At 52.8% G+C, this 23,905-nt stretch carries 19 protein-coding genes; all 19 read left to right on the forward strand.

From position 1 onward, the window contains the following. Nucleotides 1-263: 263 nt before the first annotated feature. The 19 genes from K5880_RS13975 (at nt 264) to K5880_RS14065 (ending at nt 23,905) form a co-directional block, all read left to right on the forward strand. The gene (locus K5880_RS13975; protein WP_297653333.1) at nt 264-770 is read left to right on the forward strand and encodes an ERCC4 domain-containing protein; all 507 of its coding nucleotides are present in this window, start codon (nt 264-266) and stop codon (nt 768-770) included. After that, nucleotides 709-2,799 (forward strand): hypothetical protein, encoded by a 2,091-nt coding sequence (locus K5880_RS13980; RefSeq protein ID WP_297653336.1) that lies wholly within the window; start codon nt 709-711, stop codon nt 2,797-2,799. Before K5880_RS13975 ends, K5880_RS13980 begins: the two co-directional genes overlap by 62 nt. A gap of 49 nt (nt 2,800-2,848) precedes the next feature. After that, the gene (locus tag K5880_RS13985) at nt 2,849-5,317 is read left to right on the forward strand and encodes a hypothetical protein (protein ID WP_297653339.1); all 2,469 of its coding nucleotides are present in this window, start codon (nt 2,849-2,851) and stop codon (nt 5,315-5,317) included. A gap of 81 nt (nt 5,318-5,398) precedes the next feature. Then, nucleotides 5,399-6,172, forward strand: a complete 774-nt coding sequence (locus K5880_RS13990) for a hypothetical protein (RefSeq protein ID WP_297653342.1) — start codon at nt 5,399-5,401, stop codon at nt 6,170-6,172. A gap of 339 nt (nt 6,173-6,511) precedes the next feature. Then, the gene (locus K5880_RS13995) at nt 6,512-7,009 is read left to right on the forward strand and encodes a hypothetical protein (RefSeq protein ID WP_297653345.1); all 498 of its coding nucleotides are present in this window, start codon (nt 6,512-6,514) and stop codon (nt 7,007-7,009) included. A gap of 34 nt (nt 7,010-7,043) precedes the next feature. Continuing rightward, nucleotides 7,044-8,918, forward strand: a complete 1,875-nt coding sequence (locus tag K5880_RS14000; RefSeq protein ID WP_297653348.1) for a hypothetical protein — start codon at nt 7,044-7,046, stop codon at nt 8,916-8,918. A 12-nt stretch (nt 8,919-8,930) separates the two neighbouring features. Next, complete coding sequence (locus K5880_RS14005; protein ID WP_297653351.1) at nt 8,931-9,398, forward strand: hypothetical protein; 468 nt, start codon at nt 8,931-8,933, stop codon at nt 9,396-9,398. 12 nt (nt 9,399-9,410) lie between these two features. After that, a complete protein-coding gene (locus K5880_RS14010) occupies nt 9,411-10,448 on the forward strand; it encodes a hypothetical protein (protein WP_297653354.1) in 1,038 nt (345 codons plus the stop codon). 106 nt (nt 10,449-10,554) lie between these two features. After that, the gene (locus K5880_RS14015) at nt 10,555-11,427 is read left to right on the forward strand and encodes a hypothetical protein (RefSeq protein ID WP_297653357.1); all 873 of its coding nucleotides are present in this window, start codon (nt 10,555-10,557) and stop codon (nt 11,425-11,427) included. Further along, entirely contained in the window at nt 11,427-11,771 is a 345-nt protein-coding gene (locus tag K5880_RS14020; protein WP_297653360.1) for a hypothetical protein, read from the forward strand. Before K5880_RS14015 ends, K5880_RS14020 begins: the two co-directional genes overlap by 1 nt. Beyond that, on the forward strand, nt 11,752-12,327 hold the full coding sequence (locus tag K5880_RS14025) for a hypothetical protein (protein ID WP_297653362.1): 576 nt from the start codon (nt 11,752-11,754) through the stop codon (nt 12,325-12,327). The genes K5880_RS14020 and K5880_RS14025 overlap by 20 nt, the downstream gene beginning before the upstream one ends. 53 nt (nt 12,328-12,380) lie before the next feature. After that, the gene (locus K5880_RS14030; RefSeq protein ID WP_297653364.1) at nt 12,381-12,866 is read left to right on the forward strand and encodes a hypothetical protein; all 486 of its coding nucleotides are present in this window, start codon (nt 12,381-12,383) and stop codon (nt 12,864-12,866) included. Nucleotides 12,867-12,868: 2 nt separating this feature from the next. Beyond that, complete coding sequence (locus tag K5880_RS14035) at nt 12,869-13,897, forward strand: hypothetical protein (RefSeq protein ID WP_297653367.1); 1,029 nt, start codon at nt 12,869-12,871, stop codon at nt 13,895-13,897. 100 nt (nt 13,898-13,997) lie between these two features. Next, nucleotides 13,998-15,410 carry a hypothetical protein gene (locus K5880_RS14040; protein WP_297653371.1) on the forward strand — a complete coding sequence of 471 codons (1,413 nt, stop codon included), beginning with the start codon at nt 13,998-14,000 and terminating at the stop codon, nt 15,408-15,410. A 189-nt stretch (nt 15,411-15,599) separates the two neighbouring features. Next, nucleotides 15,600-16,727, forward strand: coding sequence for a hypothetical protein (locus tag K5880_RS14045; protein ID WP_297653373.1), 1,128 nt, complete (start codon nt 15,600-15,602; stop codon nt 16,725-16,727). Further along, nucleotides 16,724-17,272, forward strand: a complete 549-nt coding sequence (locus K5880_RS14050) for a hypothetical protein (RefSeq protein WP_297653376.1) — start codon at nt 16,724-16,726, stop codon at nt 17,270-17,272. The genes K5880_RS14045 and K5880_RS14050 overlap by 4 nt, the downstream gene beginning before the upstream one ends. A gap of 3 nt (nt 17,273-17,275) precedes the next feature. Further along, nucleotides 17,276-18,073, forward strand: a complete 798-nt coding sequence (locus K5880_RS14055; protein WP_297653381.1) for a hypothetical protein — start codon at nt 17,276-17,278, stop codon at nt 18,071-18,073. After that, the gene (locus K5880_RS14060) at nt 18,033-18,680 is read left to right on the forward strand and encodes a hypothetical protein (RefSeq protein ID WP_297653384.1); all 648 of its coding nucleotides are present in this window, start codon (nt 18,033-18,035) and stop codon (nt 18,678-18,680) included. Before K5880_RS14055 ends, K5880_RS14060 begins: the two co-directional genes overlap by 41 nt. Beyond that, entirely contained in the window at nt 18,680-23,905 is a 5,226-nt protein-coding gene (locus tag K5880_RS14065; protein WP_297653387.1) for a phage tail tape measure protein, read from the forward strand. Before K5880_RS14060 ends, K5880_RS14065 begins: the two co-directional genes overlap by 1 nt.

Genomic DNA, 23,905 nt, shown 5'->3' on the forward strand with positions numbered 1-23,905 from the left:
AAGCAAGGTGATAGAGTGCGACTTGAAGGTCGCGATGCAACTGTAGAAACCCAGTGGGGTTCTGGCAAGCATACGACATCGCGTTTGAGCGATGGTCGTGAGGTATTGGATCTCCATGTGCTCGTGCAGAATGGTACTGCGGAAGTGCTTGCAGCACGTCCTGAGCCCGTGGAGGAACCGCGATTGACTCGCCGTGAGCGTCGTGAACGCGAACGCGAGATCGAGCGTCTACCCCGGGATGACGAGGACGTTGAGGACTAGTAGTGCCGCGTGCTCCAAAAGAGAAGCCTGTTCTGATCATTGACACCCGGGAGAAACAACCCTGGGACTTTGATGGTGACGAGGCATTTGAAGAAGTCGTCTACGAAAAGCTAGACGGTGGGGATTACTCTATCCGTGGGATGGAGCATATCATCACCATCGAGCGTAAGGCGACCGTGGATGAATTGTTCACCAACTTCACTAAGGATAAGAAGCGGATCGCTGCTGAGTTTGAGAGACTCAAAGATCACAAGTTCAAGATCGTTGTCGTAGAGGAAACCTGTGACGACATCATGAACCCTCATAAGTATTACGTCAACAAGAAGAAGATCAATCGACAGAGCCCGAAAATGCCGGTGGCTGTCGTGACTTCCAATTTGACGAAGCTTATGTTGGAACAGGGCGTGCATATCATATACGGCGGCATGAGGGCACAAGCTATGGCTCGTGGCATTCTACTTCATGCATACGAGCTACATCGCAAGGGGCAGTTGTTTGAGAGCGAGTGATATCAAAAAGCTCCGGGGTACCCCCTGGAAGACTAATTGGACCAAAGAAGATCTTGTGGGGATCCTGGATGAAACGGGACCCTTCGAGAGCATCTATCATTTTGCCTCATTCAATCTGTCGTGGTTCGTAGAAAAGTGCTTCAACAACCAGCAGGGTAAACCCCTCAAGCTTGAAGCATTCCAGCAAGTCATGTTGGACATGCTGTGGAACAAGAAGTTCCCCATGATTCTGGCTACTCGTGGTGCTGGTAAGACCTTCATGTTGGCCCTGTATGCGTTGCTGAGAGCCCTGCTTGTTCCGGGCTCAAAGATCGTTATCGTTGGTGCTGGTTTCCGTCAGGCGAAGCTGGTCTTCAAGTACATTGAGCAACTCTATGAAGCGAGCCCGTTGGTCAAAGAGGCTGTCTCTCATTGGGGTGGCCCAAAGTACGGCTCTGATGCTGCTACCCTACGTGTTGGCCTGTCATCTATTCAGGCCATTCCTATTGGCGATGGCGAGAAGATTCGTGGTCTCCGTGCGACAGTTCTTATCGCTGATGAGTTCGCGTCTATCCCGGAAGACATCTTCGATATTGTGATTGAGCCGTTCACCGCCGTTCACATGAACCCGGCTGAGCGTGCTGCTCAACAGCGATTCGTTGCTAGGCTAGAAGGTCTTGGTGCAGACTCGGGTATCATTGACGCCATTCAAAACACACAGGGCTTTGGTAACCAAGTCGTAATCTCGGGTACCCCCAGCTATAAGCACAACCACTTCTACAAGAGGTGGGCTGTCTACATGGCTTTCTTGAAATCAAAAGGTGATCCCAAGAAGCTCAAGCACGCCCTAGAAGAAAGACAACTGGCTGCCACTGGTAAGTTCACTGAGATCAGTGATGACGATGTTTCGCACGCTGAGGTCTCGTGGCACCACTACTCCGTATTCCAGCTTCCACACACGGCTCTCCCAGAGGGCTTCATGGAAGAGGACATCATTCGAAAAGCGAAGGCGACTTATCCCGCTCACCGTTTCGCGATGGAGTATCTGTCGCAGTTCCCGGATGACACCGATGGGTTCATTAAGCGTTCGTGGATCGAAAGGGCTACACCAAAGCCCCCCGAGGACATTCCCGTTTATGTTGAGCTATACGGCGACCCACGGGCGACGTATGTTATGGGTGTTGACCCCGCTCGTTTCAACGACAACTTGGGTGTCGTAGTTTTCAAGATCACAGAACGTGGCCGTGAGCTTGTCTACTGTCAAGCTTGGGACCGTACTCAGTTCAGTGTTTCTGCTCAGAAGATTCGTGAAATCGTCAAACGATTCAACGTTGAGTACATCGCTATGGATAAGGGCGGTGGTGGTGAAGAGATCCGCGAATGGCTCTGCAAGAAGGTTGATGGTGTAGACCCCGCTGACTTCATTTGGGTCATCCCTGATCAGATGGAGAAATTCACGGGAGACAAGACTGGTATGTCTGCTCCTGGTAAGAAGATCCTAGAGATGGTGGACTTCACGAATGCCTGGATTTCTTTGGCTGCTCACGGTGTCGAATCCAACATCCAACAGTGTCACATTCTCTTCCCTGATCGTGGAGACGACCAAAGGATCTATGACCAGTACATGCGTCACTTTGCCAGGAACGAGATCCGCGACGGAGAGAAGGAAATGCTCCAGCGTGATCTCTGGGGTGTAGATGATTGGGAGGCCGATCAGATCGCCGCCATCACTGGCGAGAAGACACAGCGTTCTTTTGGTGTAACTCAGAACATCGAAGAGTGCATCAATGAGACCTGTGCGATCACCCGCATGGTAAGCCCTAAGGGCACCGAGAGTTTCGAGCTACCCAAGTTGGCCGAACAGCCTGAGGGTTTGGATATGAGACGCCGAGATAGGTGGTCTGCTCTCATGCTAGTCAACTACGCAGCTAAAGTCTATATGGGTACGGGGCACCAGCCCAAGACGGGTGTCGGTATGTCCACCGGCAGTCGTCCTCGCGGCAGCTACACGAATCGTGGAGTACGTCGCAGAGGCTCTGTGCAGTATTAGTGTATTCTCTGGATGGTCAACTAGATTGCAATCTGATTAGGGAACGCTGATGACGAAAACACGAACAAATGCCGCTTCCAAGGTCCGTGAGAAGGCTATTTCGATGACGGCTGGCGGTGACGCCATGTTGGCCGCTACCTCGCGTGCCAACGGCCCGGATCGTAGTAAAGGCTATTTCTACGGCAACATGGGCGACAGCATTGAGCGTCGTGTTGGCGATGGTGGAAACTTTCTAGGCGAAGGCAATGACGCCTTCTCGGGAAGTTTTGGCACTGGTCAGACTTGGCAGGGGCAGGGCGGCGGAAACTACTTCGGCACAGGATTGATTAACGGCTATGGCCGTATGTTCTCGGGTGCTCATGGCGGCGGTGGTCAAGGTGGCTTCACCTACCTTCGCCGTTTTTCGTCTAACTCCGTCTTCAACCATCAACTGATTGCGTCCTGCATGATGTCGTACCTTGGGTATGGCGTTGTGCGTAACATCATTGATCTGTACTCTGACTTCGCTACCGAAGGCATCGAGATCGATCACCCGGACGAGAGCGTCCGCAACTTCTACAAGACATGGGCCACCAAGGTTGATCTGCGTGATCGCATTCACAGCATGTTCCTCAACCTGTTTGTGTCTGGCAACGTCTTTGTGCATCGTCGTTGGGCCACCCTGTCTGACAAAGAAAAGCGTGCCATGAAGTCGGCACAGGCATCTGAGAACATCAACGACATGCTGTTGATTCGTGGTAAGTCTACGGACACCACTATTGCTGGTCGTGAAGAAGGATTCATCGACTGGTTTTTGGAGCAGAAGGAAATCCATCTTGCGGACGACTCCAAGAACGGCAAGGCCAAAGCTGCACCTGAGTCTCCCCAAGACGAGCAGATGCCGAAGAACCCCAAGAAGCAGATTCCGTGGGGTTACACATTCCTGAACCCGCTCCAGATGGAACTGCGTGGCCGTAAGCTGCGGGGCGACCACTACTGGATCATGGCCATCGACAAGCGTGACACGCTCGATGTTGCTAAGGGTATGGGTCTGCACAGCACGTACAATCAAGAGCTTGGTACGACAGAGATGAATCTCCCCAAGGAGTTCCTCAGTCGAATCCAACGCTATCAAGGGCCGGGGTCTGGATATGCCGCCGAGGTCAAGCTCAGCCGCGAGGAGCTGACCGTACTCCAAGCACCGGGTAAGTGGGACTGGTTTGACTGGGCCGTCCCCTTCTGCTACCCTGCTCTCCGTGCCCTCAACTTCAAGGACTGCCTACGCAACATGGAAATGAAGGCGTGCCAGTCCGTAATCAACTCTATCTTCCTTTTCAAGCTAGGTGACATTGAAAAGGGTATGCCTGCCGAGGACGAACACTTCGAACGTCTCGCGGACATGCTGCAAATGCCGGGTCAGGCACTCAACATCCTCTGGAACGAAGCCATCACGGCTGAGGCTATCCAAGCTGATGTCAAAGGTATCTTCGATACTGGTAAGCACGACTCTGCTGACAAAGATATCTTGACTGCCCTGGGTATCCCCGAAGTTCTTATCGGAGGTAAGGGCGGCAATTTCTCCAACTCATTCATCGCGGTTGCTACCGTGCTTGAGCGGTTGGAATCGTACCGTAACAAAGTACATGCGTGGCTGATGAATGAACTCAAGATCGTCGGTGACGCGATGGGGTTCAAGAAGCTACCTACTGTTCGTTTCGGTCGCACGAGCCTGAAAGATGAGAAAGCACACCAAGCCTTCCTGACGGGGCTCTATGATCGTGGCATTCTGTCGGCGGATACACTTCTAGAAGAAGGCGGTACTACCGCCGAAATCGAAGCCTCCAAGATGAAGGAGGAGAAGAAGAAGTACAAGGAGAAGGACATCTTCGAGCCGAAGGGGCCGTTCGTCAAAGATCCCAAGCCCGCCCCGGGTGCCGCTGGCCCTCCGGGGGCAAAGCCGCCGGGTGGTCCCGCAGCGAATAAGCCCGCTGGCAAGAAGCCCGCTGGTGGCCCCGGTGGTAGACCTACCAACACTGGCACTGGTCCGACCGGCAAGCAGTCTAACCCGCGTGGTCCGAAGGGGCAGAACGTTGCTGAGCTTCTCGAAATGCAAGAGTCGTTGCAGCGTCGTGGACGTGCCATGCTTGATCAACTAGAAGAGTTCATCAGCGACAAGATCATGACAGCCAAGGCTCGGGAGAATCCGAATTTGAAGCACGTCAAGAACTTGCGTGCTCAAGAGCGTGAACGCCTGGAGTGGTTGATCTACAACGTCTTCAGCCACATGCCGACGCCAGAGCCCGAAGAGGCCAAGATGAATGATGACTTCATTGTCAACATGCTGCGTTCGGATGCTGCGGAGACAACAAAGGCTGAAGTCTTTACACTTTACACAGACAAGGTGGCTGACTACAGTAAGACATATGGTAAGGCCCCCACACGCGAGATGCGGCGTCAGTTCATGGTCTCGGCTTGGACACAACAGGCCATCCTAAAACACGTTGCTGAAAAACCAGACGTACTAAACTCAGAGTTTTAGAGTATTATGGTACTGAGGGATCTCTCGTTATGCATAAGGTCGGATACGACCGGAGCACTTTAAGCTTAAAGGCCAGCAGACATGAATTACGAAAAGGCATTCAGCAACATGGCGAAGGCTTTGGACACAGGCTTTACCCCCGATCAAGTCGGTGGTGCCCCTGATGGCCAGCCCCGCAAGGTTGAAGTACCGTCCGAGACGCTGAGCGTAGCGGACAGTTTGAAGACCGGCAGCATTGCTGGTTATCCGTCTGACCGTCTACTAGACAAGAAGGAACACTTCCCTGTCATTACGCATACCCAGGCTCAATCGAGTATGGCCCGCGTTATGCAGCTAACGGAAGTACCGGCTTGGTATAGTGGCGACCTGAATGAGCTTCGTCAGGAAGTATACGCTGGCATCATGACTCTGCACCCGGACATTCAACTCAATGTGCGGGTGTCTGCGGAAATGGCGGTAGCTCTTTCGGACGGCGAAACTCCTGCGGCGACTTCCAAGACCGCCGTCAAGGATCCCGACGCTGATCGCAAGAAGGATGAGGTCCCTCAGGTTGCTCGCCCGACACTGACGAGTGCCCAGGTGGAAGAAGCACTAGAAGACGAAGACAACCGCAAAGCCGTTGCTGGTCGTCTGATGGAAATGGTAGACAAGCAGATCGAACATCTCCAGTCTGCCAAGAAGATTGCTTCTCGTCTTTTGAAGAGTGGCCTCAAGTCTGAGGAATTCGATTCGCTTAGCACCTACGTCCAAGAGGACATCCTCCGCGAACTACTGTCGCGTGGTGCAACCGCCTCGACTCAGGCCGAAGATCGTCGCCAAGAACTTCTTGCCCGCATGAACAAGAAGAATGGCTAATTCGAATCGCACATTCAGCCGCGAGGCATTCCTGCTGCTGGCCCAGCAAAACCCTTTCAAGGGTCCTCGTAAGCCGACTGATGGCGACAAGAAGAAGAAAAAGAAGAAGGCAAAGCCTTACTAGGGGGACAACATGGCTTCAGGACTAAATGCTGGTTACAGCAACAACATCAACGTACTACAGGTGCGTGTGAATGGTGCTCATTCGCAACGCCTGACTGACCGTGCCCTAACGAGTCCGGTGGCTGCTGCACGTACCGTCGTAGCAGAAACTACTGAGACTGACGGCGGCGTTCACAAGAACACCGATGTCAACGAATACACTGAGGGAGTTAGCTAATGAATAGCCGTGAAGACTACATTGAGTCTTGTCTTGATCCTCGCAAGAGAAACATGGATCGAAACAAAGGACTGCAAGCTGGCGGTTTTTGTGAAGCTCTCCAGAAAGCCGGTGCCGATTACGGGGAAATGCCCGACGACCTCGGAGAAGGTGGGGTTCGCTCCACTCCTGGCACCGACATTGCTGATCCCTATGGCTCGCAGGTAAAGCCCAAGGGCGTGCCCGTGTGGGATCATCCTCCGCTGACCCCGGAGGAAGAGGCGGTTTATTACGGTAAGCACATCCACAGTGAGTCCAATCCCCTAGGACTTCACTCGCATGTGACTGGGGGTACCGTAGGTGGAGGCCACAGTCATGGCCCGCAAAACCGCTTCGGCTCACACCATCACAAGACGGAGAAACCGCTCTATGGCATTAGCCTAGATGGCTCTCACGTCCATGATGGCGAAAATCACCCTAATGGTGATCACACCCATTGTCCTGAGAATTTCGGCTAAGGGTTTGGCCGTTTAGTTTATTCCTCGGATGGGCATGAAATATCGTACCACACTAACGGCGAAAGCCGAACTGCTAAAGCCTAACACGGAAGAGTTCCGTGCCGTAGCGTCGTCTCTACAGGACAGCTATGGTTTTGAACTCCAGCCGCAGATGGACCTATTGTACGTTCGTTCGTGCCTAGTGTCCGCTGGCGATGGTGTTGGCGTAAATGATAACGACGACGTTTTTACGCGAGAAGAGGCTTGGGCCGCTCGCCAAACTCCTGTCCTCAAGCCATTCAATTGGCAGCACAAGGACACGGATATCGTCGGCGTCATGTATACCGTACAAGCTCGCAGCGTTGATGGGGACATCCTAGACATTACGGATGAGACTGCCCCGGACTGCGACTTTGATCTTTACGTAGAAGCTGCTATCTTCCGTCTGATTCATGAAGACAGAGCCGCCGAAATTGAAGCACGAGCTAACGGCGGCTCGCTTTACGTTTCGATGGAAGCATGGTTTGATGACTACAGCTACGGCTTCTTCGACAAAGATACTGGCCTTCAAAAGACGGTCAGTAGAACCCAGGACACCAGTTTCCTAGATAAGCATCTGCGTGCTAGTGGGGGAACTGGCGTATATCGTGATCCTGAGTCAAATCAGGATGTGCGGATCGGTCGCGTTCTTAGATCCATCACCTTCGGTGGGTGTGGTTTTGTAGATCGTCCCGCAAACAAGCGTTCCGTGATTGAGGCCGCAGAGCCCATGAACTCGTTTGCGGAACAAGATACCGAATTGCAAGTTGAAAAACTACTAAAAATGGTGTTGGATTCCCAAGGGGAAATCGTTACTGAGGAGGTAACTCTTATGAACACTCAAGCAAGTTCTCAGGGCGTAGGCCCCGAGGAAGTAACTGCGGCAGTCGATTCCGCTCTCGATAAGAGGGAAAAAGCTGCTGCCGAAGCACAGGCCAAGGCCACTATGGAAGCCCGTGCTACAGCAGCCGAAGCCAAGAGCGATGAGCTTGAGGCGAAGGTTGCCGAATTGACCGAAGCGAAGGAAGCGAAGGACGCCGAAGTTCAAGCTCTCCAGACTCAGATGGACGAATACGGCGAAGCCGTCAACCAACTGGTTCAGGAGCAGACTGCCGCTGGTGCGACCGACGACACTCCCGCTGAAATCGCAGCTATCGATAGTGCCAGTGATGGTGCCGCAGCTTTTACGGCCAAGCTCGCTTGGCTTCAGAAGTCGATGGCTGGCCTTCAGGAGCGTGCCGCTCGTGCTGACGAACTGGAAACCCAGCTTGCCGAAGCCGAAGCAGTCGTTCGTGAACAAGAAGTCCGCTCGCTCTTGGGCGAGAGCTTCTCGGAAGAGACTGTCGAAGTGATGGTCGCCTCTGCGTCTGCTCTTGATGAGGATGCTTATCAAGCATGGCGTGACGAGAAGGAGCTTATGGTCATCGAAATGACTCAGGCTGCCGACGACAAGAAAGAGAAAAAGCTTCCGCCGTTCATGAAGAAGGGCAAGGAAGGCAAAGAAGAGAAGAAGGACGCTAAGGCGGGTAATCCGTTTGCAGCCCTTCTAGCTCAGAAGCGTGCGGACAGTGGCATGGCATCGCCTGACACCCCGCCGATTGAACCTCACCTGATCAACCACCCTGGCGGCGAAGGCGTCAAGAGTGGTGTCGGTCCTGAGGGTCTACGTACACCGCGTCACAAGATTGCTGGCTCTGCCGGGGACGACCCTGCTCAAATTCTTGAGGATGCTCAAGAAGTAAGCGGCGTTTCACTTGCCGGATCTCAAGCGGGTGATGATGGTGTCAGCGTTAGTCCTTTCCGTGTTCTAGCGAACGTGGTTACTGACGCTGATGAAAGTGAAGATGATGAAGCTTCGGCTGAAAAGCCGGGTTTCGATCCCGTTAACTAAAGGAGTCTAGACATGAGTCTAAGAGAATCTCGTCAAACGTTCCACACGAACATTGACTGCACCGTGAGTGGTGTCTCCGAGCGTGGCGGTATCCTATCTTACGTTCCCGGTGTTGCTGGTCTCTGCGAGTATGCTGATGCTACCGCAGTTTCGGGTCAGCTTTCCAACCCTGCTGGTTTGCTCCTGGATGATGTAGAAGACTTGAACTACTACAACCATCCTGAGTACCGCCAGCGTAACGTCGTGCCGCAAGGCAGCGTGGTTGGTATTGCTACCGAAGGCGAATTCCTAACGGACTTCGTTGAGACGGCGACGGCTGATGGAGCGTCTGTGGGTACTTACGCACCCGGCGATACTCTGTTCCTTGCTGACAATGGCGAAGTGTCACGTCAGCAAATCGCTGCCCTACGTCCGGAAGTTGGTAAGTGCCTTGCGGCTATTACTGCTGATGGCTTCCTCAAGATCCGTCTGGAACTGTAAGGAGACATTGACATGAATTACCAACGTTACCCGCAAGAAGCAATTGACGCCCTGAGAGCAACGGCCAACCCGGACGGCGACGTTCGTGCCCGTGCTCAGAAGGCTTTTGCTGCTGAACTGAACATGCCGCTGCGTCAAGGCGTGTTTGATCGTGATAACCTGGGTGGCATCTATGAGAAGCAAGTGCTTGCTCCTGGTGCCCAGGCCAACTACCCGCTCGACTTCGTGAAGCCGGGTGAAGAAGATGAATTCATCGCCTTCACTCTGCCGAAGCAAGGCCGAGTTCCTGAGCGTCACGTCGAAGGCGACGAGCTGTGGGTCCCGACCTTCCAGATCGGCAACGCAATCGACTGGTCGCTGAAGTACGCCAAGGAAGCACGTTTCGACGTGATCATGCGTGCGATCCGTGTTTACGAAGCTGGCTTTGTTCGCAAGATCAACTCTGACGGTTGGCGTACCATCCTTGGTGCCGCTGATGGTCGTGGTCTGGTCGTGACTGCGAACGGTGCTGCTCCGTTCACCGGCTCTACGCTTGCTCCGACTGCGGCTGCCGGTCAGTTCACCAAAGAACTGATTAGCCGTATGAAGACTGCGATGACTCGTGGTGCTGGTGGCAACGGTAACTCCGGTCGTTTGACCGATGTTTACCTGAGTCTTGAGGCGATGGAAGACATCCGTGCTTGGGATGTTGACGAGATTGACGAGTTCACTCGTCGTGAGATCTTCGTCAGCCGTGAATACGGGCTTGCCCAGATTTACGGTGTTGTCCTGCACGAGATGACTGAGATGGGTGAAGGTCAGGAGTACGAGGAATTCCTCGAAACTACTCTTGCCCGTGCTCACCAAGTCGTCAACTCGGTGACTCTACGTGAGTTCTGCGTCGGTCTCGACCTGTCCACTATGGACAGTTTCGTGCAGCCGATCCGTGAAGAACTCCAGACCTACGAAGACCCCGCTCTCTACCGTGAGCAGCGTGCCGGTATCTTCGGTTGGATGGAGCACGGCTTCGCCGTTCTTGATCCTCGTCGTGTCCTGCTTGGTGAATTCTAAGCCGGTCTAGCTGGGAGCTAGAAACTAAGGGGGCGGTAGGTGCAGACCTACCGCCCTCTTTGCTTAGTGTATTCTCTAATGGACCAATAACGCAGATGGGGGCATCATGGCTGGAGAAACAAAAGTTCTAACCATCGGGCAGGCAGCCTCGGCTCTTGACATTTTCTTGTCAGCCAACGGTGCTGCTGTCAGTGGACAATACGTAGGTTTCGAGCTATTTGACGCGGCCAATGTGTCTGCTGTCAGTGGAGTAGCCCTTAACCCCTCGCTGGGACGATACGTAGGTTCCGGCACGATCCCCGCAGGATTCCAACTTGGGACATGGCGGGTTGATTGGACGATCATTACGGTAGGGAATAGCCTCGCCACGGCGACGGAACCCTTCTGTGTGCAAGACGTGAATATCGCCATTGGTTTTGTAGATCCTTCTGACAAGACCAGCGACATCTATGAGGCGGTACGTCTAGACATTGGCGATCCTGAGGGACAGGTATTTGATGACGACTTTATGGGACGAAACCTAAAGAAAGCCGTCCGCCGACTAAACCACCGTCTAGGGTTGTCACCCACCAATAGACCTAAGGGCATTCCTGGGAACTTTGGTGGGCCTCGTATCAAGGTTTCGCCTATTACGTTTGACCTTACAGACGGTACAATTTCACCGAACAACGACGAGATCTGTGATCTTGTTGTCATGCAGATTGAACTCATCATTCTAGAGAGTGAAGTGAGTGCCCTCAAGAGACTTGCGGCCACCTCGGCTTCTGGTCCGTATGCATCGCTTGTTGCGGGTGCCACACAAGACGGTCTCTCCGTCAAGAATGCCGATGGAGTCATGGTGTCTATTTCTCCTAGTCGTCTGAATGTGAGAGCCGATCTCCACAAGTTCGACATCAAGAACCGCCGCGAAGAACTCGAAAGAATGATTCGTGCTTTCTTGAACCGTCAGACTGGCAACTACGGGAAGATGATCTACTGATGTTAGTGTATGCCAAAAACCCCCGTGGCGTATTGCATCTAGACAGATTCAGAATCCACGGAAAAGAAACGGGCCGCAACCCCGTTGACATTCCATTCGAGCTTTACAAGACCTGTAAAGACGGACTGCAAAACGCTACCTATCGGGAAGGCTATCTGCGTTCCAAATTCGGTCGTCATTGCCCAGAGGTAGCGTTTACATATAACGAGATTCGTTTCTTGCCAGAAAAGACTCTCAAGACATTGGCACAGGTCACTGGCATCAGCATCGATGACGAGTGGACTCGCAAAGGACTAATCGACGCAATCAAAGGAGCACTCAGGAATGTCTCTCCAGCCGCTTAGACAGACCGAACAGGTCAACATCGATTTCATCACGCCCTGGACTCAGGAGCGTGGTGGGTGTCTAAGTATCGTGCTGTCTTCGGGCATGTACGTTGCGGAGTATGCAGCCAATCCTAGTGGCCTCTTCCCAATGGGCATTCAACTCAATGACATCGAGTGGATGAATCTTGCTCGCCAGTATCATCGTACATACGCACACCCCGCCGCCACCACGGACGTTCCGTGTGGTGTCGTTGGTATTGCAACGCAGGGAGATTTCATCACAGACTGGCTTCACCTTGTTGGTACAGTGACGCCGGGCGATGCCGCCTACGCTGGCCCCAGCGGTACGTTCACGAACTCTGCCGCCCAGGGTGGACCGAAGATTGGTAAGTTCATTGGTGTTTTGAAGCCCGACCCTCACACAGTAACATGGCGTGGACTGGGGTTTAGCCGACAGTTTGTGGATCCATGCGACAAACAGACTAAGTGGGAGAACAATCCCGCAGACCGCATTGAAGTAGTGACGCCGGGCTACATCAAGATTCGGGTGGACATCGGCCAGCAGACTAGATAATGGTACTACTACCTAACAACCAAGACCTAACTGCATCGAGCGGTATCATCAACATGCCGTTCCTAGAGTCTGTCTACCACTCGGTCATTGATGAGACATTCTTGGACATGGGGCGTTCGGTCATCCTCCATCTCAATCCTGAGATCGAGCAGGATACCGTCACCCAGAGCCAGCCCGCTCCTCAACAGTACAATCCCTTTTTTGGGCGTACTCCAGTTCCTAATACCAATACACGTAACCCCGGCGTGAAGATCACCCATCGGGACGTGCAGTACGACGCACATATCGTTGTTGGTCCGCTGAAGGCTGAAGAGGATACGCAGGGTATTGGTGATCTCTTGGACAATGAAGCTAGAGCGACCCTTGTGATTGAGGCTCTGCCGCACTTGCAGCAAACCTTGAGCGTCAGTATTGAGGGTCGTCGCTACTCTCTTGAAGAAACCAGACCCATTGGTTTTACGACACGCCGCTACGTGATCTGCTTCCTGAAGGAAATTCAGGAGACGGAACCGCCCACACCTGACATCACGGTAGGCTAATCATGGGACTAGAATACAAACTACGATCACAACTCAAGCTGAATTACAAGCTGTTCGTGGACATGCACATGCTCCGCGAGAGTGCTTTCGTAACCATTCCTTCTGGTGCTCAGTTCTACGATGGCAGTTCCCTCAGTCTGATGCTACCTGATACATCGGCAGACGACACTCTCTTTGGCGTGAGCGACGGTCAAGTATGGCAGTCTCCCTACCGCCAGTGGGTGTATGAGTCGGGCGTGCCGCTGGACGGCACGAACGTTCAAACTGCTCCCATTGTTGCTTCTGGTCTTTACATCGAAGGTGCTTTTCGTGCCACTGATGATCCTACTTTCGGTCATACCATTGACTACCTCAATGGCCGAGTTGTTTTCAATACACCGCAATCGCTAGACCTGGAAGTACACGGAGAGTTCTCTGCTCGTGATGTGCGTGTAGGCTTTGAACACGACTTCAACCAGCAGTTCAACGGCAGCGTCATTGAGATGCAATACCTGACGAATCCGCTGACATCCATGCAGTTGGTTTACCCATCAGGTAAGCTCCAGCCATTCCCGGCTGTTTTCATCGAGGTCGATACTCGTGATTTCGTTGGTGGTTTCGAGCTTGGCAACCGTAGTGCCATTATCGAAGATGAAGTCAAGTTCCACATCTGGACCCTAGATGACATGACTAGGGACAACATCGTGGACATTCTGACGGGCCAGTGGCGTAAGTCAGTGCCGATGGTCGATTTCAACCGAGTGCCCTTGCCGCTCTCGGGCATTTACAACACCCTATCACCTGAGTATGTTGCCTACCAAGACATGCTGCGAAATAGGGAGTTGATCACTACAGTTGGATCGGGCACTCCGATTCAATTTATGTCTTACATTGAAGAAGTGGACGCTACGAACTTGCCTAGCGTGGAAGAGTATGAGAGAGCATTGGTAACCTATAAAGTACGGGTTTACCTCAATGCCCCAGTGACACCCCTCGGTCACATTTTCGGGCCGATCTCAACGCTACCTACTATCCAAGATCCGGGCCTATGATCTTAGTGTATTATCTCATTGGCAGCACATTGTCGCGACGTGCTGTATAACCTAACTTTGCAAAGAACTGGTGCCCTAATCCGTAGGGAGGAAAAGTCACATGGTCAATAACAATCGTGTATTCTGGGCGATTGAGCAGGTCGCCATCAAGGATAACGCTGCTCCCCCGACTGGGGCCGTAGCTCCGCGTAACTCAAGAGAGTATATCACGGGGCCTCTAGCATCTGGTACCGATGAAGTTGGAGGTCTCTGGGAAGTTCCCCGTGGTCTCCAGAGTATCGGGATCAGTACAACCTTCAACCTAGAACAAGTCTTCCAGCTTGGTCAGGTCGAGCTTTACGAATACTCGGAACGTCAGCCGGATATTGAGGTTACGCTATCGAAAGCTATCGATGGTACGAAGCCTCTCTTCTTTATGGTGACGGACCCGAGTCAGGCGAATGATATCGTTGCTCGTACCAACCAATACCGTGTTGACATTGCCCTTCAGATCTACCCGGACTCGCAGTTCCGGGCAACGGGTCGTCCGCAGTCTATCGTGACCGCATCGGGTATGTACGTCTCCAACATGTCGTACACCTTCCCGATTGATGGTTTCGTTAGTGAGGATGTCACGCTTGTCGGTAACGATAAGGTGTGGGGTGCGATGGTTGCTGTTTCTGGCCAGACGGCTGGTAACAACGGTGGTCTTGGTGCTGAGCCGATTGTTGATTGGCCTACCGAAGCTGATGGTGGCAACCCCGCCGCTCCTGAGGGTACGCCCTCTGGTGTCTTCGGTCACGACGGTAACACGTCCGCTCTTGAAGAGGGCGGTGCTCAGGAACTTGCAGCCGGTACGGATCGCTTCGGCGTTCTGATCGTCGGTTCTGGTATCCAGCGTCGTGAAGAGGTTGACATTCGTCGTTCTGTTCTTCCCAACGATGTCCCGGGTATCATCACGCCAGTTTCGTCTGGTATTGATGGTGCGTTCGTCAACGGTGGTTTTGGTGCTCAAGGTCCGGGAACGGCCCTTGGAACTGACCAGCTTGTTGCTGACGCCAACACCGACTTCGTTGCCGAGCACATCCAGACGATCACCGTGTCGTTCTCGATTGCCCGTGAAGACATCTTCGAACTTGGCTCGAAGCGTCCGTTCGTCAAGGTGCCTGACTTCCCGCTAGAGGCTACGGCTTCTATTGAGGTTATCACGGCTCAGGGCGACTTGGTTGACGCTACCTCGGAGATCGATTGTGGTCCGGATAACACGTCCGAATCCAACACGATCATCCTGCGTACTTGTGATGGTCTCCAGGTTGACCTGGGTGACTCAAACCGTCTGACGAGTGTTGAGCTTGGTGGTGGTGAGGCCGGTGGTGATAACATGACCGTGACCTACAACTACAGTTCGTTCAACGTCTTCAACGTGTCGCACGACTTCTTCCAGCCGAACCACCGTATCCTGGTGTTCGAAACTGGTCTAAGCCGCTTCAACGTGGGTGCTCCGAGCTTCCTGCGTTCTGACCTGGGTATCTAACCCCGGTCTTCGGGGACGGGTCGCCGGGGGGTCGGCCCGTCCCATCTTTCTCTCCCCCTGGGTGCAAGGTACAATTAGGTAATCGTACAAAGAGGGCACCCGTATAGGTGCCCTCTGCTCGTTATGTCAGTACAAGAACGTATCAACAGATTACTGTGGGATAGGAGACTCATCACACTTCCTCAAGACATGGAAGTCCCTGAGGGTCTAGATTACGTTGTCCTTAGGAATTTGACCCTAGAGGATCGTAACCAATACTTGTTCATTCGTGATCTCGAAGAACACAAGGCCCGTGCCGAAGGTGTACCTACCGAGGGTGAGATTATGGAGCGAGCCCGCGAGTCGGGCTATTGGACAGAGGATGATGATGACGTTGAGGAACGTGCCGTCGATCATATCGCCTACCTAGAGGGCGAATTCAAAGCCAGAGCGAAGTTCAAGTCGCGACAGAACATCATTAGGCTACAGATTGATGACGCACAGGCAAAGCTGGAGCATACGCAGGCCAAGCGTAACGGATTGAAACAGCAGACTGCCGAATATCTAGCACACGAAGTTGCATCCTTCATGTTGCTGCGTCGAGTAGCCCTTAGGCCAGATGGCACTCCTCTTATCCCGAATGATGCAGTTCACCTCTCTCTCAAAGAGAACTACCTCATGTTTATCTTCTACCTCATCTATGAAATGATGAGCGAGGGGGCATTCGAGACGGCAGAGATTAGAGAGATTGCTCGTTCGACAGAGTGGCGATTGACTTGGGGATTGGCACGAGAGAATCTGCCGAGTATCTTTGGTTGTGCTGTTGGTGACTTTAGCATCAATCACAAGATGCTCATTTACTGGAGTCGTGTGTACGATTCCGCGTTTGAAAGCACGGAACCGCCGGAAGCCGATATTGTCGATGACGATGATCGTTTCGATGATTGGTTGGCGACTCGTGACTTAGAACGCAAGGACAAGGTGGGTCGCAGCACGGCTGCTGATCATCACCAAGAGCGAGGACATATGCTCGATGGCGAGTATGTGGAACAATGCCTATGTGGCATGAAAGCTAAGAACGCAGGCAAGGGCCTGGGGGAACGTCTCCCCCATCAACAGCATTGTCTCTATGGTACGTGGCACGAGTTTACACAAGAAGAAAAGGAAGCTCGGGCACGTCAGGTGTATGGACGCAACACGGCGAACGTACGCAAGTTGTTGGACAGTGAGCAAGAGCAGGTTTTGAAGCGAGGTGTTGTTGAAGAACAAGATCTTCGTGGCAAGAGAACCCGTAGTATGCTCAGTATGCCAACCAAGGTCATTCCTATTAGAAGATGAAAACAAACCCCTCACGAGAACAACTAAGCAAGAGTCTTGACCGCAGGGTCAAGCACTTGATGATTCGAACGCTAGAGAAGTTCGAAGACACCTTTCCAGATCTGGAGGATACCAGAGAAGGCAGGATCTTCAAGACCGACATTCGTAATGCCTTCAATGATGTCATGCGAGCACAGCGAGACGAGATCCGAGACTATGACGTGGAGTATCGTCCCCTCCAACTCACCGACGACAATACGTTGGCCATTACGCAGACGTTCATGAAGACCGTCCAGAAGGTTGACTTTGGCTTTACAGAGGAGCAGGCTCCGTACGTGGAGTTCTATGGCGACAGTGAAAGCATGGCCGTTCTCAATGCCCTGAGGGCTGAGATGGATGCTGGCATTTTGCTGCGTGGCCAGGATGGCTGCTCACTCTTGATTGCTGGCACTGGTGCCGTCGTAAATAGTGTATTACCTATTATGGACCGATACCGCCTGCATGGGAGCGTGGCTCCCGAGTATGGCAAATGGCGGGACAAGGTTGTTAGAGTTTACAGGAGCTAGGTTATGGCAGAACGTATTTTTAGAGCAACGGATCGCAACGGGAATGCTTGCGAATTCGAGCTGATTTCCCCTACTGTGGGTATCGAAAACGAAGGCGAACGCCAGTATCGGATCGCGTACAGCAAGTCCTTGGTTGAGGGTGTATTCCCCCGAGAGAAGCTACGCGAGGTCATGCGTGAGCATGGTATGTGGACAGAGGACGACGAGGGCGAACTCAAGAAATGTGTTGGCAAAATCGCACTTCTTCAGATCGATCTGAAGAATGCGGAGGCCGAGGGCAACACTGATCGCTGCGTCGAATGTGCCACACTAATCGGTGAACAACGTCGCCGTATGTGGGAGCTATTCCTCATCCAGCAGACGGTCTATATGAACTCTGCGGAGGGCGTAGCCGAGATGGTCAAAACGGAAGCCGTGATGGCTGCCTGTACCGTTTTGAAGTCTACCAATAAACGCTATTGGGAAGACTACACATCGTACGTCAGAGAGCGTGATCTAAACACTAAATCTACTGTGTACGCTACTGTCGTGACCCTTCAAGCTGAACTCTTGGATGAAGCTCGTCGGGGCCTGCTGTCAGATTACCCAGAGGCAACGTATCTCAAGACGCCGGAAGAGGCAATGTTGGATCGCGAGATCGAGGAAGAGGTCTTGAAGACCCTCCATGACCGTGCCGACAAGGCCATCGAGGCAGACAAAAAGAAAACCCCCGCCCGCAAGAAGGCTACAAAGAAAAAGGTAACACGTAAGAAGGCGACCCGTGGCAAGAAACTGGAATCTAAGACTGATCAGACCTCGTGAGGCGGTAACGCTCGCGGTCAATAAGGCTTGGACCGAGGCTCTGAAGGATTTAGCACGGTGGATCGAGACCGATCTGGCCCGTGCTATGACCTATGGCGGTCTTGGTCTCCAGGGAATTGCAGACACAGCTTTTTACAAGTTCGTAATCAGTCCAGAGGGCTTGAGTCAATTAGGTATCGAAAAGACAGAACCTCCGAAACTTTTGCAGGCATATGAGCGTACTATTAAGGTAAGCCGCAGCAACAGGTTAGTCAAGATCCGCTTTGGAGACTTGGCCCTCTTGAAGCTGGCCACGCCCCACCCGGCCTCGGGCACGGGGCATCTCCAGATTGAGTCGTGGTTAGAGTGGGTAGTAGATAAGGAAAAAGTAAAGAGTGGGTATGTGCCGAGGTCAAGAGTACCGAAGCCGCTCCAGAAGAACATTCGAGTTCAGAGTGCTCCCGGCGGTCTAATGCTGCCCAAGGGGCGATTTGGTAGTAAGGGTCTATGGCGTTTCCCGCCGCAGCTTGCTGACTTCGAGAAGAAATGGCTTCGAGCAAACGTAGCCAAGATCGAGAAGCTCCTTCAGCAGCAGGCCATCACGTTTTTGAGTAAGAGGCTTAGTTAATGGCTAAGGTCCAACTAGATGCTGTCCTAAAGCTGGTTGACGTTCAGATCAACCCACAGGTGTTCCGCAAGATCAGCCAAGCTGTTGCGGGCCTACCTCCTGCTTTGGCTCAGACTAACACCAATCTCAAGAAGATTGGTGGTACGGCCCAAGGTGTAAACAAGCGTCTCCAGAAAACTGGTCAACAGCTTAACACTAACGAGCGTGCAGCCCGCTTGTTCTTGCAGCGTATGGCTCAGTTCGCCATCTTGCTCCCGACGTTCGCCACACTCAACCGTGCCATCCAAGGTAGCGTCAGCTTCCTGTTCGAATTCGACAGTGCCCTAAGAGACATTGTTCGAGTTGACGTGGGCGGTTTGTCTAACCGTATGGAAGAGATCGGGGACGCGGCCCTCAAGACTGCCGCCGACTTCGGGGTCACGGCGACAGAAGTTCTCAATACCATTCGTGTTTTCAAGCAGGCCGGTGATACCATTGAGGAATCCCAAGAGCGTGCTCGCGTGGCTATTCTTGCGACCCAAATCTCGACGTTGAATGCTGCTCAGGCGACTGAGGTCTTCATTGCCGCTGCCCGTCAGTTTGGTGAAGTTGGTCAGGACTCTGCTGCCGTGCTTGATAAGCTGGCTAAGGTTGAGGATATCGCTGCCGTCAACGCCGCCGATGTTGCCGACGCCTTCCGTACTGGTGGTAACGCCCTTGCCGAGTTCTCGCAGAGTATCGATGATTCTATCGGCTTGATCGCCGCCCTTCGTGAACAGACTCGTAAGTCTGGTCGTGAAGTTGGTACGTTCTTCAAGACCTTGCAGACGAGACTGTTCGCTGCTGGTGAAGCTCGTGATGCTGTTGAAGCTCTTGGTGTTGAGGTTGAAAACCTCGATGGCAGTCTGCGTCCGACGCTTGCAGTTCTCAACGATCTGAAAATGCGTTTCGACGGTCTAACGCAAGCCCAACAGACGAACGCCGCGAAGTCGATTGCTGGTATTCGTCAGTTCGAATCCTTGATCGGTACTTTGAATTCGCTTGAGAAGGCGAACGAGTTTGCCGAAGAGTCGGCCAATGCTGCTGGTACTGCCGAAGAGAAGCGTTTGATTACGGACGCAAAGCTTGAGCGTCAGCTTGGTAAGCTAATTGCCCAAGGTCAACTTTTGGCTGAGGCTCTTGGTGATGCTGGCCTTGAAGATAGCTTGGCAGGCGTTTTGAAGGTAGCCACATCTATCCTCAAGGCATTCACTTCTCTCGGAGAGATCATCGATAGTATCGGTGGTAACATCACGCCTCTCTTGGCTCTTGGTGGTGTTACTCTTGGACGAAGTGTGTTTGGTCTTAGTAGACAGGGTGCCCCCGGAGGCGGTGGTCCTGGTGCTGGTGGTCCTACCGCTGGACAGGCGGGTTTTATTGGTCCGCTGACTCAGGCACAGGACGCGATGACCAAATCCTTCAAGGAGAATACTGCGAAGCTCAAGACTTCTTTTGGACAGGTCTTCCGTAGTTCTGTTGGCCTAGCTGGTTCTCTTGTGCCGACCACTGGTGCTATCAAGCAACAGGGTGTCGTACTAGGCGTCAACATCAACAACGTCAAGCAGCATACGGCTGCCCTCAAGGCTGCCACGAACGCCGCCCGTGCTTCTGCTGGTGCTGCTACCCAAAAAGGATTGGCTCCTCTACAGGGTGGTGCCGGTACGTTGCTACTGACCTTGATTGGTACTGCATTGCCAGCCGCTCTCACGAGTGCTGCCAAAGGACTACGCACATTTGATAATGGTGTTGCTCAAACAGGTGCCGACATTCTGGATGTCAGTAAGGGCGGCCTTGGTCTTGCTGCACAGTTCGCTGTTCTTGGTCCTCAGGCGGCTGCCGTGGCCGGTGCCTTTGGTATCGTACAGTCGTCAATCCTGACGATCATCGATGCTGTCAATGAGGAAATCGATGCCCGTAAGGAAATTGCCGCTGCACAGAAAGAAGAGGCTGCTCGTATCAAGGGTGGTGGTCGTCTAACTGGCCGCACCGAACAGTCGCTCGATCTACAGGAAGCCCTGTTGCGTTCTCTACAGAGTGGTGTTGCTGGTAAGCGTATTGGTAAAGAGCTTGCGGCGGGCATCGAAGAGGGCTTTACGTCTTTCGGTAGAACAACCGAAGCTCAAGAGGCGATGTTGACCACTAACGAGCGTGTCCGTGAGGGACTACTCAAGAACATCGATACATTCAAAACCTTCATTGGCAACAACGAAGACCTCATCAAGTCGATGACGGATAGTGCCGAGCAAACTGCTGCCTTTGAAGAACTACAGCAGATGCTAGCCAATGGTACAAATGCTGACTTGGGTCCCGCGTTCAATAGGCTGTTGGTGACTCTTGGTGCTACTGTTCCGGAGATCAATGAGTTTACTGGTGCTCTTGAAGAAGCACGCAAGGATTTCGCGACATTCCAGAAGGTCTTGAAGGTTCAGGCATTTGCAGATAGCATCAGAACTCTTGGTCTGGAGCTAGAGCTTGCACAACTTGGCCCCGAAGCACTGGCTGATTCGGTTGTGCGTATGCAGAACGAACTGCTTGTTGCAGAGCGTGAATCTGGCAATACCGTCTCTCGTATGGAAGAGGAGTTGGCTGGACTATTCACTCGTCTAGACGAATTCACGGTAGGTCTCAACCCCGCCGGTCTTTCTGCTGCCGAGTTCTTCAACAAAGTGAACAATGGCGTCAAGACGCTTGATCCCGAGAAGATTGCCGAGTTCGAGGATTTCATCGAGCAACTTCCTAAGGCTCAACGTAAGGCCGCCAATGAGATCATGAGTATCCTAGAGAAGCAACTAGGAGAAGAGATCAAGATTCAGAATCAGCGTAATGAACTACAGGCCGAAACCAACCGTCGTCAGAAAGATCTTCTGAACGCCGAGGCTGCTGCCGCTCAAAATGCCTTCGAATCCACTCGCAGGTTTACAGCCGAACTACAGCAGTTCGGTGACATGGTAACAACTGATGTTCTAGCGGCATTCCAGGGTGTCAGTCTTGGAGATGTCGAGGACGTACTAGGTGGTACATCTGAACTGAGTGATGGACTACAACAATTGATCCTTGGTTCGTTTGCCGACCCTGTAGCCAAAGCTGAGCTTGCTCTCAAGGCGGCCACAGAGTCTACTACTGCCGAAATGGATATCCTAGCCAGTCGTCTTGATCTCGTGAACGAGAAGTTGGCAGACGAAGCTAATGCTGCTCAGTTTGCTGCATTGACGACAGAGAAGCTGGGGCTTGAGCTTGAGATGGAGAAGCAAGCACAGACCTCTGCTATCGAGGAAACCAAGCTGAAGATCAAAGTGCTTGAGGCAGAGCAGGAAGCAGAGAAGGATGCTGCCGAAGCCGCCAAGAAGCGTGCTGAGCTTTTGGAGAAGCTGGCCGATGCCTCGCGTGACTTTGAGAACGAACTCAAGAATGTCGAGAGAGCGTTCGAGGATTTCCAGAAAGACAAGATCGCTGACTTGCTGGGCCAGGAGGCCGATGCTCGTAGTGAACTGAAAGAGGCCCAGCAGGAGGTTCTGTCAACCACACAGGAGCTTGCTGAGGCGTATGATAGTCTGATCAAAGCTCAACTAGAGTTCAATGGTGCGATTGCTGAGGCACGCATTAAGAGTGCTATGTTGGCTCGTGACATCGGTATGCTCACTGGAGAGATCGTTACATTTGATCAGGGTCTTGCTTCTATCGGTAACGCCTTCCGTGGCGTGCTCGATGACGCGAACATCACACTACAAAAGAGAATCGATCTTGAGCGTCAGCTTGCAGAAGAAACGCTATCGTTCTTGCAGCAGGCTCGCGACGAGATCGTCAACGCTGGCCTAGGAATCTTTGGACAGACTGGTGCTGAAAATCAAGCACTTGGTCAGGGTATTGCTGGTCTTCAGTTTGTCGCTGATCAGCTTGGTGGATCTTTCGAGAGCTTCCTAAGCTTGACTCAGGGCGAGCTATCATCTGTGACAGAGACCCTACTTGGTCTACCGAGTGAGTTCCGTCAGCAGATCCTAGATGCCCTATCGTTCTTGCCGAGCACCATGAACATCGGCGGCTTCTCTGTTGATCAGCTTCAACAGGCCATTGGTCAGGTTGGTGCTGGTGTTGATCCGGAAGCTGGACTACCTTCTATTGAAGAACTGAACAACCAGCAGGTTGAGCAGTTGACCAAGCTACAGGAGCTTGCACTTCAAGATGCTCAGTTGCAGTTCGCCCAAGTGATTGCTGCCCAGGAACAACTGGCCGCTGCCGAAGAAGCTGCGGAAGCCGCTAAGCTACTAGAGGAGCGTGCATCTGAAAATCTCGCAGAGGTGCGTGATGCCGTCCTTGAAGAGAAGGCCGTACTTGATCTTGCCAACGAGGAACGTCGTGAACTACTGGCAGCCGTTGTCGCTGCTGACGACAAGAATACCTTGATGCAAATCGAGAAGGAAGCTCAGCTATTCTCAGAACAAAACGCCACCTTCCGTGAGGTTGGCGACATCATCGTACAGGGTATTAGCTCTGCCATCGGTGGTAAGTTGGCCGTACTAGAGGCTGCCGCTAACGTCGGTGGTGCCGCTAAGGGCTTCTTGCCGAACTTCGCTGGTGGTAACCTAACTCCTGGAGAGGCTGCTGGACTACTCCGTGCCGGTGCTCGTGAAAAGCGTGCAATGCCGGGTGGGGCTGGTCTAGCGGTTGCCAACACAAGTGAGGCCATTATCCCGATGCGGAATGGTGGTTTCATCCCCAACTTCCAAGAAGGCAACAGCGACATCTCTGCTGGCATCTCTGCCATCAAGAGTATCAATGAGACTGTTGTTGCGGCCATCGCACGTTCGGTGACTGCTGCTCTTACAGATCTACAGACCGGAGGCGGTTCTACAGAGGAACTACTACAAGAGGTTATTAGTCAGCTTGGCTCACTCAACGACAGTAACGACGACATCGTTGCAAGCAACACCACTGTTGCTGCGAATACAGCAGACACGGGGACGGGTACTGGTGGAGCTACGCAGACGAGCCCCACGCAACGTGTTGAGATTACGCTTCAGACCAACCAGAATAACAGCGTCAGCGTCACGGGACTTGAAAGTCTCCGCGACGAACTAGAGAGTGCTGTCATGACAACGACCGCCGATCAGGTGGACGAACAGGTGTCTGCACTATTCGAGCAGCTTGATGAAGTCATCACGGCCCTCCAAGAGCGTGGTATCCTGAGTTCCTTCGGACAGACGAGGTAA

This window comes from Hydrogenophaga sp. (genome assembly GCF_025699295.1).
Taxonomy (GTDB): Bacteria; Pseudomonadota; Gammaproteobacteria; order Burkholderiales; family Burkholderiaceae_C; genus Hydrogenophaga.